Annotated in this window: 15 protein-coding genes; 9 read left to right on the forward strand and 6 right to left on the reverse strand. The window is 72.8% G+C overall.

The genetic code is table 11. The features are described 5' to 3' along the window. Window positions 1-2: 2 nt before the first annotated feature. Genes ABD385_RS28620 through ABD385_RS28630 form a run of 3 tightly spaced genes read left to right on the forward strand, consistent with a single transcriptional unit; the run spans window position 3 to window position 2,739 of the window. Entirely contained in the window at window positions 3-1,142 is a 1,140-nt protein-coding gene (locus ABD385_RS28620; protein WP_344581516.1) for an NAD-dependent epimerase/dehydratase family protein, read from the forward strand. 50 nt (window positions 1,143-1,192) lie between these two features. Then, window positions 1,193-1,687 carry an NUDIX domain-containing protein gene (locus ABD385_RS28625; protein WP_344581518.1) on the forward strand — a complete coding sequence of 165 codons (495 nt, stop codon included), beginning with the start codon at window positions 1,193-1,195 and terminating at the stop codon, window positions 1,685-1,687. Continuing rightward, a complete protein-coding gene (locus tag ABD385_RS28630; protein ID WP_344581520.1) occupies window positions 1,684-2,739 on the forward strand; it encodes a mevalonate kinase family protein in 1,056 nt (351 codons plus the stop codon). The genes ABD385_RS28625 and ABD385_RS28630 overlap by 4 nt, the downstream gene beginning before the upstream one ends. A gap of 21 nt (window positions 2,740-2,760) precedes the next feature. Here the strand turns inward: ABD385_RS28630 and ABD385_RS28635 are convergent, their stop codons facing one another. From ABD385_RS28635 to ABD385_RS28650, 4 genes are all read right to left on the reverse strand, one after another. After that, window positions 2,761-3,873, reverse strand: coding sequence for a radical SAM protein (locus ABD385_RS28635; protein ID WP_344581522.1), 1,113 nt, complete (start codon window positions 3,871-3,873; stop codon window positions 2,761-2,763). Window positions 3,874-4,055: 182 nt separating this feature from the next. Beyond that, window positions 4,056-4,916, reverse strand: coding sequence for a carbohydrate ABC transporter permease (locus tag ABD385_RS28640; RefSeq protein ID WP_344581524.1), 861 nt, complete (start codon window positions 4,914-4,916; stop codon window positions 4,056-4,058). After that, complete coding sequence (locus tag ABD385_RS28645; RefSeq protein WP_425585503.1) at window positions 4,913-5,902, reverse strand: carbohydrate ABC transporter permease; 990 nt, start codon at window positions 5,900-5,902, stop codon at window positions 4,913-4,915. The genes ABD385_RS28640 and ABD385_RS28645 overlap by 4 nt, the downstream gene beginning before the upstream one ends. Then, window positions 5,899-7,191 (reverse strand): extracellular solute-binding protein, encoded by a 1,293-nt coding sequence (locus tag ABD385_RS28650; RefSeq protein ID WP_344581528.1) that lies wholly within the window; start codon window positions 7,189-7,191, stop codon window positions 5,899-5,901. The genes ABD385_RS28645 and ABD385_RS28650 overlap by 4 nt, the downstream gene beginning before the upstream one ends. 295 nt (window positions 7,192-7,486) lie before the next feature. Here ABD385_RS28650 and ABD385_RS28655 point away from each other — a divergent pair, with 295 nt between their 5' ends. Together ABD385_RS28655 and ABD385_RS28660 are read left to right on the forward strand one after the other, a co-directional pair. After that, window positions 7,487-8,650 (forward strand): serine/threonine protein kinase, encoded by a 1,164-nt coding sequence (locus ABD385_RS28655; RefSeq protein WP_344581530.1) that lies wholly within the window; start codon window positions 7,487-7,489, stop codon window positions 8,648-8,650. A gap of 5 nt (window positions 8,651-8,655) precedes the next feature. Then, the gene (locus tag ABD385_RS28660) at window positions 8,656-9,387 is read left to right on the forward strand and encodes an HAD family hydrolase (protein ID WP_344581531.1); all 732 of its coding nucleotides are present in this window, start codon (window positions 8,656-8,658) and stop codon (window positions 9,385-9,387) included. Here the strand turns inward: ABD385_RS28660 and ABD385_RS28665 are convergent. Then, the gene (locus ABD385_RS28665; RefSeq protein WP_344581533.1) at window positions 9,371-10,738 is read right to left on the reverse strand and encodes a N,N-dimethylformamidase beta subunit family domain-containing protein; all 1,368 of its coding nucleotides are present in this window, start codon (window positions 10,736-10,738) and stop codon (window positions 9,371-9,373) included. The genes ABD385_RS28660 and ABD385_RS28665 overlap by 17 nt on opposite strands. Before the next feature lie 182 nt (window positions 10,739-10,920). On the opposite strand from ABD385_RS28665, the gene ABD385_RS28670 reads away from it, so the two are divergent. Both ABD385_RS28670 and ABD385_RS28675 read left to right on the forward strand, forming a co-directional pair. Further along, a complete protein-coding gene (locus ABD385_RS28670; RefSeq protein WP_344581534.1) occupies window positions 10,921-11,790 on the forward strand; it encodes a class I SAM-dependent methyltransferase in 870 nt (289 codons plus the stop codon). Further along, the gene (locus ABD385_RS28675) at window positions 11,787-12,578 is read left to right on the forward strand and encodes a GNAT family N-acetyltransferase (protein WP_344581536.1); all 792 of its coding nucleotides are present in this window, start codon (window positions 11,787-11,789) and stop codon (window positions 12,576-12,578) included. The genes ABD385_RS28670 and ABD385_RS28675 overlap by 4 nt, the downstream gene beginning before the upstream one ends. Before the next feature lie 154 nt (window positions 12,579-12,732). On the opposite strand, the gene ABD385_RS28680 is transcribed toward ABD385_RS28675, so the two are convergent. Next, entirely contained in the window at window positions 12,733-13,866 is a 1,134-nt protein-coding gene (locus ABD385_RS28680; protein WP_344581538.1) for a hypothetical protein, read from the reverse strand. A gap of 295 nt (window positions 13,867-14,161) precedes the next feature. On the opposite strand from ABD385_RS28680, the gene ABD385_RS28685 reads away from it, so the two are divergent. Next, complete coding sequence (locus tag ABD385_RS28685) at window positions 14,162-14,629, forward strand: hypothetical protein (protein ID WP_344581540.1); 468 nt, start codon at window positions 14,162-14,164, stop codon at window positions 14,627-14,629. A gap of 105 nt (window positions 14,630-14,734) precedes the next feature. Then, the gene (locus tag ABD385_RS28690; protein ID WP_344581541.1) at window positions 14,735-16,387 is read left to right on the forward strand and encodes a multicopper oxidase family protein; all 1,653 of its coding nucleotides are present in this window, start codon (window positions 14,735-14,737) and stop codon (window positions 16,385-16,387) included. The last annotated feature ends 29 nt before the right edge of the window (window positions 16,388-16,416 follow it).

Genomic DNA, 16,416 nt, shown 5'->3' on the forward strand with positions numbered 1-16,416 from the left:
CCATGCCCGGAACGGTGAACGGAAAGCAGAACGTCGCACCGCACGGCAATGCGAACGGTAATGACGGTGTCGGAACGGGGAGTCCGGCACGCGAGGTCTTCGAGGAATCGGTGGAGGCCCGACTGGAGAAACTCCGGGATTCCCGGGTGGTGGTGACCGGTGGCGCCGGACTGGTCGGCAGTCGGCTGGCCCGGCTGCTGCGGCGGGTGGACGCCGAGGTGACGGTGCTGGACCGGCTGGACGCCTATCCGGACGCGGTGCACTCCACGCTGTTCGGCGTCGACCGGCTCGGCGCGGACGTGGTGGTCGGTGACGTCTGCGACCGCGAAGCGGTACGCCGCGTACTGACCGGCGCCGACTACGTGGTGCACGCCGCGGCGTACGCCGACGTGGCCGCGTGCACGCGCCGACCTGACATCGCCTTCCGGGCGAACGTCGAGGGCACGCAGGTGATGCTGGAGGAGGTCGCGGCCTCCGACGTGCGCCGACTGGTGCTAGTGTCCTCGGCCGCGGTGTACGGGAACGGCGACCCCGCCATACGGGGGCCGCAGGTCTTCCAGGAGGACCAGCGGCTGCTCCCGGTGTCGGTGTACGCCAACTCCAAGCTCTGGGCCGAGCACCAGACCCGGCTGATGCTGAACGGTCCGGAGACTCCGGAGTTCGCGGTGCTGCGGTACTTCTCGGTGTACGGCGATCCGCAGGTCCCCAAGCCCGGCAGCCACTCGTGGATGGTGGCCTGGCTGTCCATGCAGGCCCGGTTGGGCCGGCCGATGCGGCTGAACGGGGGCGGGGTCCAGGTGCGGGACCTCGTGCACGTCGAGGACGTGGCCGCGGCCACCGCGCTCGCCCTCGTGGAGGACGGGATGGCCGGGGCGACCGTCAACGTCGGCACCGGCGTGCCGACATCTGTCCGCGCGGTCGGCGAACTGATCGCCCCGCACTTCCCGCAGTCCCACTTCGTCACCACTCCCCTGCCGGAGGGTGACCCGCTGGGTGGTTACGCGTCCACCGAGCAGTGCCGTGAACTGCTGCGCTGGACCCCGCGGATCGACGTCCGGGCGGGTGTCGAGCGGTACGTGCGCTGGCTGTCCGCGACCCCGCACGCGGTGCCGGGGTGGCTGACGGCGGCGCCCGCCGCATGACAACCTGCCGGCAGGTATCAGGACAGAACGGCAAGAAAGGTGACGTCCAGGTGAGTTATGTCGGCTCGTACCTCTGGGAGTTGCGGCAGAAGGTGGGCAGTCGGCCGCTCCTCGTGCCCGGCGCGCAGGTCCTGCTGTTGGACGCGGCCGGCCGGGGGCTGTTCCAGCAGCGCGCGGACAACGGCGTGTGGGAGCTGCCGGCCGGGGCGTGCGAGGAGGGCAGCGACTTCGTCGGGACGGCCCGGCGGGAGCTGGCGGAGGAGACCGGGCTGCACGTCGAGCGGGGCGACCTGGAGGCGTTCGGCTCGTTGTCCGACCCCGCGGTCCACACCCTGACCTACCCCAACGGCGACGTCACGCACTGCTTCGCGCTGTGCTTCGTGGCCCGCCGGTGGTCCGGGGAGCTCTCCCCCGGCGCGGACGAGGTGACCCGGGCGCAGTTCCGGGCGCTGTCCGATCCGCCGCGGCCGCTGCACCCGCCCACCGCCGTGGTCCTGGAGATGTTCCGGGAGTTCGGCTCGACCGGAAGGTTCCAGGCCCGATGAGCGGACCGACGACGGTGTCCGGAGCGGACGAGGGGGCCGCGGGGGCCGGCGCCGCCCCGGCGGCAGGGCGCGCGGTGGTGCCGTGCCGGGCGTGCCTCTCTGGGGAGGACCTGGACTGGTTGGGCGGCAGGTCGGTCAGCCTCGCGCTGGACCTGACCACGTCCGTCACCGTGCGGCCGCCGGCGGCCCGGCCGCCGGCCGGTGCGGCGGCGGACGCCGGTGCCGGCGCCGGCGCCTGGGCGGACGAGGTGTGGGCGTTCCTCCGCCGGCGGCTGCCCGGCCTCGGCGTCCGGCCGCCGGCCGTGACCGCCCGCAGCGACGCGCCGGCGGCCAGCGGCCTGTCGTCGTCGACCGCGCTGATCGTGGCGCTGTTCCGGGCGTTCACCGAGGCCGCGGCGGCGCCCGGGGGCAGGGGCCGGCCGGTCCCGGTGCGGACGCTGGCCCAGTGGGCGTACGAGTTCGAGTTCGCCGTGTTCAACGGCGGCGGCATGGACCACCTCGCGGTCATCGCGGGCGGCCTGCTGCTGCTCGACGGGCGGACCACGGGCCTCCCGGAGATCGTGCACCGGACCGACTTCCCCGACGAGTGGGCGGTGGTGGTGCTGGACTCGGCGACCAGGAAGGACACCAGCGACCACATCCGCTCGGTGCGCGCCCAGCTCGCCGCCGGGGACGCCCGGCTCGCCGCGTACCGGGAGCTGACCGACGCCGCCTCGGCCGCGGTGTGGGACGCCGTCCGGTCCCGCGAACTGTCCGCACTGGGCGCGGCGATGGAGCGGGCGCACGGTGCGATGCGGGACCTCCAGGGCATGTCCACGCCGCTGTTGGAGGAGCTGCGGGCGGTGGCCCGGCGCTCCGCCGGGCTCCCGCTGAAGCTCAGCGGGGCCGGCGGCGGGGGCGCGCTGGTCGGGGTCTGTCCGGCCGCCGAGCAGGCCGAGGTGGTGGCGCGGCTGCGGCGGGCGCTCGGCCCGGCGCACCCGCGGGCCCGGGTGATCCCGGCCCGGGCCGCAGCGGGCCTCGCGCCGGAGATCGCCGCGGCACCGGCCCCCTAGGCGGGGCGCCGGGCCCCGTCCCTAGAGGAACGGGTCGTAGTCCGTGCCGGGTTCCGGTGCGGCCAGGGTGCCCGCCGTCGTTCCGATCCCGATCTCCTCCAGTTCGAGGTTGGAGCGGTGGCGGGCGCAGTGGAAGCGGCAGTCCCGGGTCGGGTCGACGATGCCGCGGTCCGAGGTGCGCCAGATCTCCGGGAGGCTCTCGGTCACCGCGTCGCCGATCCGGGCGCCGGCGTTCCCGCGGTGGTAGGAGCAGACGTACACCCCGGACGGGGTCACCAGGGTGCGCAGTTCGGCGACCCGGCAGCGGTGGTAGTCCTTCTCCTGGACCGGCCCGACCCGGTTGCGCAGGGAGGTCAGCGTCGAGGAGTTGACGATCTCGAAGCCGTCGCCGGCGAGGACCGCGGCCTTGTCGAGCTGGTCGTCCACGGAGGTGAGGATCTCGTCCGCCACCTGGATGACGTGGTGCCCGTCGTCGAACATGGCCTTGGTCTCGAAGTAGTCGCAGCCGATGTCGTGGGCGAGTTCGGCGGCCTGCAGCACCTCGTGGTGGTTGGTGACGACGGTGCCGTCGGGCTCCTGCCGGGTCATGACGAGGAACGAGTAGCCCAGGGCGCCGCGCTTGGCCTCGGCCAGCAGCCGCATGTTGCCGATGACCTTGTCGAAGACGCTGCGGCCCTTGCGGTCGGGGCGGAAGAGCCGGTAGGTCTCGCTGGTGCCGGCGTCCACGGAGACCCGCACCCAGGAGGCGTAGGCGGCGAGTTCGGCGAGGTTCTGTCGGATCAGGGTGCCGTTGGTGACGACGCCGATGGCGATGCCGGCCTCGCCGAGGACGCGGAGGACCTGGCGGGTGCCCCGGTGGGCGAGTGGCTCGCCGCCGCCTATCAGGACCACCCCCCGGACCTTCATCTCGACCAGTTCACCGGCGAGTTCGGCGAGTCGCTCGGGGGTGAAGCGCCCCTGGTTGAGCAGCTTGCCGCTGATGCATTCGGGGCAGGCCAGGTCGCAGAAGGTCGTCGGGTCCAGGTCCACGACCAAGGGGCCGCTGGAGCGGGTCCCGGTGGCCGCTTCGAGGATCCGGGGCCAGCCGGACGGCTGGTACAGCTTGGACACCAGGTCGAGACGGTCGAACGTCACGTGTTCTCCTGCAGGTCGGAGGTTGCGTACACCGGTGGAGCGTCGGGCCACCGGCCGGGCGCGGGCCGCGGGGCGCTGGGGCGGCGGGCCCGGTGGGGTGGTGGTCGGGGCGGGTGACCGCTGCGGTCGCCCGGCTCAGCGGTGGGCGGCCGTCGTGGCGCGGTCGGCCGGTCTTCGGCGGCTCATCCCTTGACCGCGCCGGCGGTCAGGCCGGCGCCGATCCGCCGCTGGACGAAGGCGAAGAAGACCGCGACGGGCAGGGCGGTGAGGGTGGCGCCGGCCATCAGTCCGCCGTAGTCGGTGCCGAAACTGGTCTGGAAGGACAGCAGCCAGATGCTGAGGGTCTGCTTGTCGTTGCTGGACAGCAGCACGTAGGCCAGCACGTACTCGTTCCACGCCTGGACCAGCGCGTAGATGGAGGTCGCCACCAGGCCCGGGGCCAGCAGCGGCAGGACGACCCGGCGGAACGCGCCGAGGCGGGTGCAGCCGTCGGTCATCGCGGCCTCCTCCAGCTCCACCGGGACGCCGGCGATGAAGCCGCGCAGCAGCCAGACCGTGAACGGCAGCATGAAGACGAGGTAGGTGAGGATCACGCCGACCAGGCTGTCGGTCAGTCCGGCGTCGCTGAGCAGCAGGTAGAGGGGGATGATCAGGCCGGCCAGCGGGACCATCTGGACGCCGAGGATGACCAGGACGAGGGCCTTGCGGCCGGCGAACGAGAAGCGGGCGAGGGCGAAGGCCGCGAGGGTGCCGATCAGCAGGGAGACCAGCACGGTGCCGACGCCGATCAGCACGCTGGAGCGGACGTTGGCCCAGAACGTCGGGGTGTCCACGGCGCGGCGGAAGTGTTCCAGCGTCAGGTGGTCGGGCCAGAAGTGCGGCGGGTCGGCGTGGATCTCGGTGGCGGGGCGGAAGGCGGTGAGCAGCATCCAGTACAGCGGGAAGGCCATCAGCGCGCTGAAGACGAGCCCGACGGCGTTCGCCGTGGCGCGTCGCCGGCGCCGGCGGCCGGGTGCGGGTCCGGTGGCGGGGGCTGTGGTCACTCGGCCGCTCCCAGGTGGACGAGCTGCCGGACGTAGACGACCGCGCCGACCAGCAGCATCAGGACGGTGACGACGGCGATGGCCGCGCCGACGCTGTAGCGGTTGACGGCGAAGGACTCGATGAACGAATAGACGCCGAGCAGGTAGTACTCCTTCTCCGGCTGGCCGCCGCGCATCAGCCAGATCTGGTTGAACACCCCGAAGTCCCAGATGGCGCTGAGCGAGGTGACGAGGACGGCGGACGGTTTGATCACCGGCCAGGTGACGTACCGGAACAGTTGGCCGGGGCGGGCGCCGTCGACCAGTGCCGCCTCCGCCAACTCGGCGGGGACCTGGCTGAGCGCGGCCTGGAGGGTCAGCGCGGCGAACGGGACGGCGCCCCAGACCACGACGCCGGTGATGACGGCGAAGCCCTGCCAGGGGTCCTCGAACCAGTTGTGCTTGCTGAAGTCGAGGCCCGGCAGCAGGCCGAGGAGCCAGTTGACGACGCCGTAGTCGGCGTCCGAGAGCCAGCGGAAGATGGACGCGGCGACCATCACCGGCATGGCCCAGACGGCGACCAGGACACCGGTCATGACCGTCCGCACCCACGGTGCGACCCGTCGCATCAACAGCGCCACCAGAAGCGAGAGCACCATCGTGGCCGCGACGCAGGCGACGGTGAACAGGGCGGTGCGGCCGACGACGGTCCAGAAGAAGCCGTCGGTGAGGATCGACCGGTAGTTGGCGAGCCCGGCGTAGGGCGGCGGGGCCCCGGAGAACAGTTCGCGCCGGGTCATGTCCTGGAAGGACAGCACCACCAGGTCGACGAGCGGGTAGCCGAGGACCGCGGCGAGGGCGAGGACGGTCGGGGCGATCAGCAGGTAGGGCAGCAGCCGCCGGCGGAGGGTGCGCCGCGGGCGGGGCGCCCGGGCCGTCCGCGGCCGGTGCGGCGGTGGGGCGGCGCGCGGCGGCCCCGGCAGCTCCACGGTTCCCACCGCCGTCAGTGCTCGTTGATCACGGCGTCGATGCGGCGGTCCGCGGCCCGTGCGGCGTCCGCCACCGACCGTTTGCCGGTCGCGATGTCCTGGAGCATCTCCTGGAGGACGTTGGACTTCTCGACGGCGCCCCAACCGGGGGCCAGCGGGGTCACCCAGCCGCGTTCGGCGGCCTGCGCGGCGGGGCCGTTGACGCCGCCGGCGGCCACCTCCCGGAGCTGGGCGGTGTTGTTGGGCAGGGTGTCGGCGGCTATCAGGCGGCGTTGCGAGGTGCGGTCGGTGAACAGCCGGATCCAGTCCTGGGCCAGGTCCTGGTTGCCGGACTTCGCGGGGATGGCCAGGGTGGAGCCGCCCAGGAACGGCGGCAGCAGCTTGCCGGAGGGGCCGGGGAAGGCGAACGTGGCGAACTTCCCGCGCAGTGCCGGGTCACCGCCCGACCTGCTGTCGGTGGCGGCCTTGGCCTCCCAGGTGTTGCCGTAGAACATGCCGACCTTGCCCTGGCCGACGACGGCCGGTTCGTCGCCGTTGTCCTTGGAGCGGTCGCCCGTGTAGTAGGCGTCGAGGAGGTCCTTCCAGGCGGTGAGCCCGGCCACCGAGCGGGGGGAGGACAGTGCCCCGTGCCAGCGGCCGTTCTCGCGGACCGCGATCTCGCCGCCGGTGTCCTTGACGAAGGCCATCGCCGCGTACCAGTAGCGGCCGGGCATGTAGAAGGCGGAGAAATTCTTGTCGGCGGCGCCGAACTTCGCCTTGAGTTTGTCCAGGTCGGCGCGGAGTTCGGGAAAGGTGCGCGGGGCCCGATCCACTCCGACCTGGGCGAGCAGATCGGTGCGGTAGATGCCCACCCGGGCGCCGACGTAATAGGGGACGCAGTAGGTCTTGCCGTTGTCGCGGCAGGCGTCGCGGAGCGCCGGGAGCCATTCCGCGGAATGATCGAATTTCGCCGGATCGACGGTGGTGAAGGCGCCGTTGACGATGTAATTGGTGGTTTCGCTGTTGCCCATTTCCACCACGTCGGGGACGTTCCGCCCGGCGAGCGCGGCGTCGATCTTCTGGTTCTTGGTGGTCCACTGCTGGTACTGCACGTTGACCTTGATCTTGGGATAGGTCTTCCGGAAGCGGGCGTTCACCGCGGCCACCAGATCCGGCCAGCTCTCCTGGGCGTCCACGGTCAGCCAGACCGTGAGTTCGCCGGTCCGGTCCGCGGCGGCGACCGGCTTACCGCCGCCACAGCCGGCCACCGTGCCCAGCACGGCCATTGCCGCCAGGCCCGCCGCCAAACGGGAGATGCGTACGGCCATGATCTCCTCCGTCGGGTTGTCGGAACCGGCTGTATCTACCCCGGGCGTCCGGCCTCGCACCTCGGGGAATCTTTCCGGCCAGAAAAATCGGCGGTCGGAACTGACCGTCGAAATATTCCGCGATCTGCCGTCGGGCAGGCCGGGCCATATGCCGATCTTGCGTTCGCCGCGGCAAAGCCATCGTGGTTTTGACGCAAAAGGAACGCTGCCCGAATGATCCGCTCTTGACGGTGCCACCTCCGCTGCCTCAGTTTTGCTCGGGCGTCTCCCACGTCCCCTATCGAAGGGTTTGCACGTGACTGACTACGGCACGACGGCCGCAGATCCGGCCAACCGCCCCGTGCAGGTGAACGCCTGGAACGGCTGGGATCCCCTGCGGCACGTCGTCGTCGGACGCGCCGACAACGCGGTGGTGCAGGCTCCGGAACCGGCGGTCCGACGGGACTTCCCCGACGACGGGTTCCCGCTGGGCACCTACGGTCCGATGCCGGCCGAGATGACCGCCGAGGCCAACGAGCAACTCGACGACTTCGCGGCGATGTTGAGCCGTCGCGGGATCCGCGTCGACCGCCCCACTCCGGTCGACTTCAACCAGCAGGTCGGCACCCCGGACTGGACGCAGGACACCATGTCCGGCTGCATGCCGCCGCGCGACCTGCTGCTGACCGTCGGCAACGAGATCCTCGAAGCCACCATGTCGTACCGCAGCCGCTGGTACGAGTACCTCTGCTACCGGCCGCTGCTCCAGGAGCTGTTCAGGTCCGACCCGCGGATGCGCTGGGAGGCGGCTCCCAAGCCGCGGCTGACCGACGCCACGTACAAGCCGGGGTTCTGGGACACCTACAACTCCCTGCCCACCGACGTGCAGTTGGCCCGGGTGCGGGACTACGACCTGGTGCTGACCGAGGAGGAGCCGCTGTTCGACGCGGCGGACATCGCGCGCTTCGGCAAGGACCTCTTCGTCCAGCTCTCGTTCGTCACCAACCGCAGCGGCCATCAGTGGCTCAAACGCCACTTCCCCGACCACCGGGTGCACGCGGTGACCTCCACCAACACCCACCCGCTGCACATCGACGCCACCTGGGTGCCGCTGCGCCCCGGCCTGGTGCTGCACTGCGGCGAACGGCTGGCGGACGCCGAGCTGATGGAGTTCTTCCGGCTCAACGACTGGGAGATCGTCGAGGCCGTGCAGCCGGCCAGTTGGGACCACCCGCCCAAGCTGTCGTACTGCAGCCCGTGGCTGGCCGGGAACATGCTCAACCTCGACCAGAACACCCTGTGCATCGAGGAGAAGGAGGTGGCGCTCGCCGACCAGCTCGCCGGCTACGGTTTCGAGATCGTGCCGGTGCCGTTCCGGGCGGTGGGCCCGTTCGGCGGCGGTCTGCACTGCGCCACCTTCGACATCGAGCGGGACGGGACGCTGGAGGACTACTTCCCGCGCCGCCACGGTCGGTACTGAAGCCGGTGCCGGAACCGTCACCGTCCGGTCGGGCCGCCGTCCGGGGCGTGATCCTCGACTTCTACGGCACGCTGGTGCGGCTGATCGAGCCGCTGCCGCCCAGTCACCGGCCGTTCTTCCTCCGTCGGGGCCTGACCGGGCCCGCCGACGCGTGGGGCGATCGGTGGTCCGCCGGGCCGCCGGACGGCACCGAGCACGCCGCGCACTCCACCAGCGAACGGGCGTACCACGCCTGGGAGTTGGCCCGGTTGCGGCGGCGGGCGCTGGCCTGCGGCGTGCCGGCGGCGGAGGCCGGTCCGCTGGCCGTCGAGATCGACCGGGCCATGAAGGACGTGCGCCTGGCGCCGTTCGACGACGTGCCGGCGGCGCTGGCCGGGCTGCGGGCCCGCGGCCTGACGGTGGCGGTCTGCTCCAACTGGTACTGGGACCTGGACCGGGCCCTCGATGCCGTGGGGCTGACCGGGCTGGTCGACGTCGCGGTCACCTCGGCCCGCGCCGGCGCCCGCAAACCGCATCCGCGCATCTACCGGACGGTGTTGGAGCGGTGCGGGCTCCGGCCCGAACAGGCCCTGTTCGTCGGTGACGTGTGGGAGGTGGACGTCGCGGGGCCGCTCGCGCAGGGCATGCGGGCGGTGCACCTGTGGCGCCCCGACCGGGCGGTGGCGGGGGTGGCCCCGGCGCTCCCGGCCGGGGCCGCCCGCATCGCCTCGTTGGCCGGGCTCAGCTCCCTGGTGTGACCGGGGCCGGTGCCGGGGCGGCGAGCCGGTCCAGCACGTTGCGGGTCACCCGGACGACGCCGGCGTCGAGTTCCCGGCCGCAGACCACCGGCCAGTCGGTGGTGCCGGCCGTGAACACCGTGCCGCCGGCGGTGTAGAGCCCCATGGTGGCGGCGCGCGGGCTGGTGATCGCCGGCTCGCGCGCCGGGCAGTTCCAGTGCCCCCATTTCAGGTGGTGGAAGTCGTCGTGCACCGGATCGAGGAGGTAGATCCCCAGGATGAGGAAGGACTCGGGCGTGCCGTCCACCCCGGTGGCGTGCGCCACGCCGTCGGCGTCCCGGGCGAAGGCCGCGCCGTCGCACTCGTAGCCGATCAGTGGCGTACCGGCGCCCAGGGCGTCGGCTGGCCCGCCGTCGGAGCCGTCCCGCAGCCCGGTGCCCTCGTACACCCAGTGGTCGGCGTGCTGGACGGTGTAGCCGGCGCGCGGCCGGTCGCCGGGCCAGTCGCCCGGCCACATCCCGCCGTTGCGGAAGCTGACGCCGGTCAGTGCGTTCTCGGGTGCGCCGACGCCGTCCGGCGGGGCCGGCCACCACTGGTCGGTGGCCGGGAGGTGCGGGTACTCCGTGCCGACGTGGTGGTCGGTGTCGGAGACGAACGCGGTGTTCCCGTCCACCGGGTGGACCCGCCACCAGCAGGTGTTGGCGCTGAGGAAGGCCACGTTGCCGCCGCCGCGGACGAACTCCGCGACGTGGCCGCGCATCGCCGCGCTCCAGTACTCGTCGTGGCCGACGCTGAGCAGCAGGCGGTAGGGCGCGAGCAGTCCGGGGTCCTCGTGCAGGTCGAGGTCGGTGCAGTAGTCGACGCGGTAGCCGCTGCGCTCCAACCAGGCCACGAACGGCGCGTCCCAGTAGGCGAGGTCGATGACTCCGCCGGGCCGGTGCAGGCTGAGCCGGTGGCCGCGCGGCCCGTCCGGACCGGCCTGCTGGTGGACGGGGTTGTCGTAGAGGCTGCCGGCCCGCTGCGCGTCGGCCCGGTCGCCGCGGTTGTAGGCGTGCCGGGTGTACGTCGACTTCTTGTAGAGGATGCGGGCGCCGGTGGCCGCGGGACGGGCCGGGCGGACGACGAAGAACTCCCGCTCGAAACCCTCGATCCCGGAGTCGTCGAGCAGCGGAACCCGTCGGGCCTCCGCTTCCGGGCCCTCGATGAAATGCGCGAGATAGAGGCCCGACGGCCAGTCGTCGGGCAGGTCGTGGTGGTACGCCGGCCAATTCCAGTCCACGGCGGGCGAGGCGTGCTCCGGGACGCCGTCCGGGTGCGGTGGCGGGTCGGCCAGCACTCCCGGATACGGTCCGCTCTCCGCGAGGAAGGTCAACTCCTTTCCCAAGCGGTAGAAACGGACCCGGAATTCCCCTGCGTCCGTCGACACATGAAATTCGAGACGCCGTCCGGCTGGCACGCTCTCACGTTCCATATATCCCTCGATCACGCGCGTCATGCTAGGAGCGCGGACGAGGCACCGACAACGGAACTTCCGGCCAAGAAAGGCAGCAGGAAATGAACCGAGAATTCCGGGTACGCGAACTCGTGTTGGGCATCGAGGGGTTGGCGCTCCTGCGTCATGCCATGGACGGCGACGAGGATTTCCTGAAAGCCCGGGTGACGGAGATCCAGGCACTGGCCAACGGCGAGGGCGGCCCGCTCCCCGGCGGCGCAGCCGCGGTCGCGGAACTGGACGAGGCGGCCGGCTACGCCTCCTGGGCGGCCCGCTACGACTCGCTGCCCAGCTCGTACATCGAGGTCGAGGAGCCGGTGGTGCACCGGCTCCTGGACCGCGGTCCGGTGGGCACCGCACTGGACGCGGCCTGCGGCACGGGCCGCCAGACCGCCGCCCTGGCCGCCCGCGGGTACCGCACCATCGGTGTCGACCAGTCACCGGAAATGCTGGCGCAGGCCCGCCGCAAAGTGCCCGCGGCGGAATTCCGGCACGGTCGACTGGAAAGTCTCCCGGTGGACGATGAGAGCGTCGACCTGGTGGTCTGCTCACTGGCGATGACGCACCTTTCGGACCTCACGCCGGGGGTCGCCGAATTGGCCCGGGTGCTCCGTCCCGGCGGCCGGATCGTCCTCTCCGACCTGCACCCGTTCGTCATCTCCCTCCAAGGCCAGTGCGTGTTCGTCCACGAGACGGACCAACTGGCCTTCGTCCGCAATCACGTCCATCTGCCCGGCCGTTACCTCGACGCGTTCCACGCCGCCGGACTGAACGTGCGGGAATGCCACGAACCGGCCTTCAACGGCCGGCTCGCCCCGGGGGGTTACGAGGAATCCATCGCGGACGCCGCCCGGGCCGCCTGGCAGGACATTCCGCTGGTCATCGTCTGGGCCGCGGAGAAGCCGGAAAACTCACAGGAGCGCACTGCATGACCCTCCAGTTCGTCCACCACACCGAGCGTCCGGAATTGTGGGACCGACTCACCGGGGAATTCGCCGGAGTGGTCCCGGAATACAACCTGCACGGCGACGTCAACGCCGGTTTCTGGGACCGCCTGTTCAGCGACTTCCCCGCCCACCAGTTCCTCCTGACCGATACCGCGACGGACACCGTGCTCGGCGCCGGCCGGACCCTGCCCCGCACCTGGGACGGCACCCCCGAGGGCCTCGGCACCGGCCTCGACGCCTCCATCGCGGCCGCCTTCGAGGACCACGACGCCGGGGCCGCGCCCGATGCCCTGTGCGCCCTGGGCATCGAGATCGCCCCGGCCCACCAGGGCAAGGGGCACTCCACCCGCCTCTTGAGCCACATGGCCGAGATGGCCCGCGCCGCCGGCCTCTCCCACGTGATCGTCCCGGTGCGCCCCACCTGGAAGGACCGCTACCCGCTCGTCCCCATCGACCGCTACGCCGCCTGGACCCGGGCCGACGGCGCCCCGTTCGACCCGTGGATCCGCACCCAGGTGCGCCAGGGCGGGACCGTCTCCGCGGCGGTGGCGGAGTCGTCCCGCATCACCGGCACCGTCGCCGAATGGGAGGCGTGGACCCAGATGGCCTTCCCCGACGACGGCCGGTACGTCTTCCCGGGCGGCCTGGCCCCCCTCGACATCGACCGCTCCCGCGACCGCGGTGCCTACTGGGAGCCCTGCGTGTGGATCACCCACGACGTCCGCGGCCGTGCCGACCGCAGCGGCTCCGGGGCATCCGCACCGGCCGCCTGAAGGCCGACCGGTTGCGTTCCTAGGGGCGCGAGGACGAGAACGGTGGTGGCGGCGGTGCCTGGGCGCCGCCGTCACCACCGCCCGGAGCGCGGCGTCCGAAGCCCGGCGGAGTCCCTCCCCGGAACCCGGCCGCGCCCGGCGTCGCGGGCCCGACCTACCGGGCCCCCGCCGACCGTCCCTCCACCGGTTCGAGCAGCCGACCGCCGCACCGCACCGCGTGCTGTGCGTAGGCCGTCATCAGTGCGGTGTGCTCCGGGTTGAGTTCCGGCCGCCGCTCAGGGGGCAGTCCGGCCGGCCCGACGGTGGACAACGCCGCGGCCCGGACCCGGGCCGCGGCCTCGCCCACCGGTCCCGCCGCCGCCCGGTGTGCCGCGTGCCGGCGCGCGGCGTCCTCGGCCTGCCGACCCAACAGCAGGCAGTGGATCCACAGTTCGTCCGCGAAGCCCCGGCCGAACAGGCGTCCCACCGACTCCGCGGCGTCCTCGTCTCGGTGTCGCCGCACCACGTCCCGCACCTGTCCCTCCGTCAGGCCGGTGGCGGGCAACGCCTCGGTCCAGCGCAGGTGTCGGCGCGGATCGGCGTCGTGCTCGTGTCCCACGGGCCGCACGTACCCCTCGCCGTAGCGCATGTACGGCAGCCAGCCCCACTCCTCCAGCACCCAGCCGCGGTCCAACAGCGGACGCGCCTCCGCCGCCCCCACGGGGCACACCGCCAGCCGGATGCCCTGCGCGGCGTGCCCGTTGATGCTGCTCGTCCCGATGTGCTCGACCACGGTCGGCACCGCGAGCAGTCCCGGCCGCGCCTCGGCCCGCAGGAAGGTCGCCATCACCTCGTCGTCGTGGCGCTCCGCGGTGCCCGCGGCGAACGCCCGGAACGCGTCCGCGGTGCGCACCGGCAGGCAGATGGCCAGCGTCGGTGCGAACTCCTCCGGCACCGCCCGCACCCAGCCGGCACCGGCCAACGCCGCCAGTCGGGCCGCGGCGCCGTTGCGGGCGTGCCAGTTGGTGTAGAAGATCAACGCCTCGTCCGGGAACCGTGCCACCGATCCGGCCACCAACTCCAGCAGCTCGGGCGGCGCGGCCACGTCGTCCTGGACGACCAGGTGGTGTCCGGCGTCGGCCGCCCGGGCCGCCCACGCCACCAGCGCGGTGCGCAGCGCGGACGGCGGGCCGGTCGGGTCCGGATCCAGCGCCAGTACCCCGAGCCCCAGGCGGGCGGCGAGCGCCGCGGCCTGTCGCTCGCGCACCGGATGGGTCATCACTGCCGAGCTGAGGGAAGTCGTGCTCACCGGGCCACTCCTCTCACAACGCGCGGACACCGCACGGACTTCGCGGTCGGGCCGCCTCATCGTGGCAGATCACCGGGCAACGGCCGCCGCACCGCTGGAGAGTGGCCGAATCCTTGCGGAGCGGGTCCGGGCGGGGACGCCGGACGGAGCACGCCCGACCGCACTCTGACCGGACCCCGCCCGGTGGGCCCGGCCCCTCACCCTCATAGCCCCAGGGGGTATGGTCGGGCCGCAGTGGCGCACGAGGCGCGTGGCGCGAAGTGACGGTCGATCGAGCGGCGGAGGGGAGGAGCGCGTGAGCAAGCGGACCCACCACCGGCTGCCGACCGCGAGGTTCGGCCACCGGCGGCCCGCGGCGCTGCTCGCCCTCCTGTGGCTGGTCCTCTCGGTGATCGCCCACCACGACCTGCCCGAGACCGCCCCCTCGCCCGCGCCCGCGGTGGCCGTCGCGCCGGCCGCCGTCACCGCCCACTCGCACGCCCCGGCCGGCCTCGCGCCGGCCGGGCACGCCCCGGCCGGCCACCGCATGCCCGGCCCCGCGCACGTCGGCGGTGCCGGGCACCTCCACGACGACGGCGCGCCCTGTCCGTCGGGCGCCCACTGCTCGTCGTACGACGTGCGGTCCGAGCACGTCGTGGGGCCGCCGCCGCTGCTCGGCACGGCCCGCGCGGCACGCGCCGCCGCACCCTCGGCACCCGGCCCCCGCCCGACCGGCGGGCCTTCGCCACCCGATCCGGCGACCCTCTCCGTCCTTCGCATCTAGGCCGAACCGCACGTCTCCTCGGCCTTTCCCCTCCCCCGCGCACGAGCGCCGCGCCCCACGGCGCGCGCACGCGCGCCGGGCACCCCTGCGTAAGGACACCACTCCATGAAGACGATCGATCGACGCTCCGTCCTGCTGGCGGGGTTGGGCGCGGCGGGCTCCGGCCTGCTCGCCGGCTGTGCCACGGACGCCGCGGGCCCGGCGACTCCCGGTGGCTCCGGTCCCACCTTGGTCAGTCCGTCCGGGGCCGCCGTGGCGGCCACCGAGAAGCGGCGCCACCACTCCGGTCGGGAGCGCCGTTTCCGGCTGACCGCGACCGCCGGACCCGTCGATCTGGGCGCCGGGAAGACCGTCCGGACCTGGAGCTTCGACGGTCGCCTGCCGGGCCGGGAGCTTCGGGTCACCGCCGGCGACACACTCGTCGCCGAACTCGCCAACCACCTGCCGCAGCCCACCTCGATCCACTGGCACGGCCTCGCCCTGCGCAACGACATGGACGGCGTCCCGCCCGTCACCCAGCGGGCGGTGGCGGCCGGCGGGGCGTTCACCTACCGGTTCGTCGCCGAGACGCCCGGCACCTACTGGTTCCATCCGCACGTCGGGGTCCAGTTGGACCGTGGCCTGTACGGCCCGCTGATCGTCGAGGACCCGCACGAGCCGCTGGGGTACGACGACGAGTGGGTCGTGGTGCTCGACGACTGGCTGGACGGCGTCACCGGCACTCCGGACCAGGCACTCGCCGCGCTGCGACGGGGCATGGGCCCGGACCACGGCTCCGCCCCGCACGACGGGAAGGACGGCTCACCCGGCGGGACCGGCGGGACCGGCGGCATGGGTGAGATGGGCGGCATGAAGGGCATGGGCAGCACGGGCGACATGCCTGGGATGCCTGGGATGTCAGGGATGGCCGGCGCGGACGATCCCTTCATGCTGATGGGGGCGACCAGCGCCCTGTTGGGGGGTGACGCCGGTGACGTGAAGTACCCGCACTACCTGGTCAACGGGCGGGTGCCGGCCGCGCCCGCGACGTACCGGGGCAAGCCCGGCCGCAGGCTGCGGCTGCGGATCGTCAACGCCGGCGGGGACACCGCGTTCCGGGTCGCCCTCGGCGGCCACCGGCTCACCGTCACCCACACCGACGGCTATCCCGTCGTCCACGAACCGGCCGACGCCCTCCTGATCGGCCCCGGCGAACGGTACGACGCGCTGGTGACGTTGGGCGACGGCGTGTTCCCGCTCGTCGCCCTGGCCGAGGGCAAGGGGGCGGCCGGACTGGCCCTGGTGCGCACCGGCTCCGGCCGCGCCCCGTCCGCCACCGTCCGGCCCGCGGAGCTCAACGGCCGGATCCCGGTCGCCGGCGCCCTGCGGGCCGTCGAGGACGTCCGCCTGGCGTCCCGTCGGCCGGACGTCACCCACCGCATCGCGTTGACCGGCGGGATGGCGAAGTACGACTGGGCGCTCGACGGCCGGCGGTTCGACATGAACGCCGCGGACGCCCACCCCTTCACCGTCGACAGCGGCCAGCGGGTGCGCCTGCAGTTCGTCAACACCACCGACATGTGGCACCCGATGCACCTGCACGGGCACACCTACCAACTCGGCGCCACCGGCCCCCGGAAGGACACCGTCCTCGTCCTGCCGGGCGCGACCGTCACCTGCGACCTCGACGCGGACAACCCGGGCCGGTGGCTGATCCACTGCCACAACGCCTACCACGGCGAGAGCGGAATGATGGGGCTGTTGGCCTACCACGCCTGAGAGCCGGTAGGCGGCAGGCCTGCCCGTGC

The sequence above is a fragment of the Streptomyces lunalinharesii genome (assembly GCF_039532155.1).
Classification (GTDB): domain Bacteria; phylum Actinomycetota; class Actinomycetes; order Streptomycetales; family Streptomycetaceae; genus Streptomyces; species Streptomyces lunalinharesii.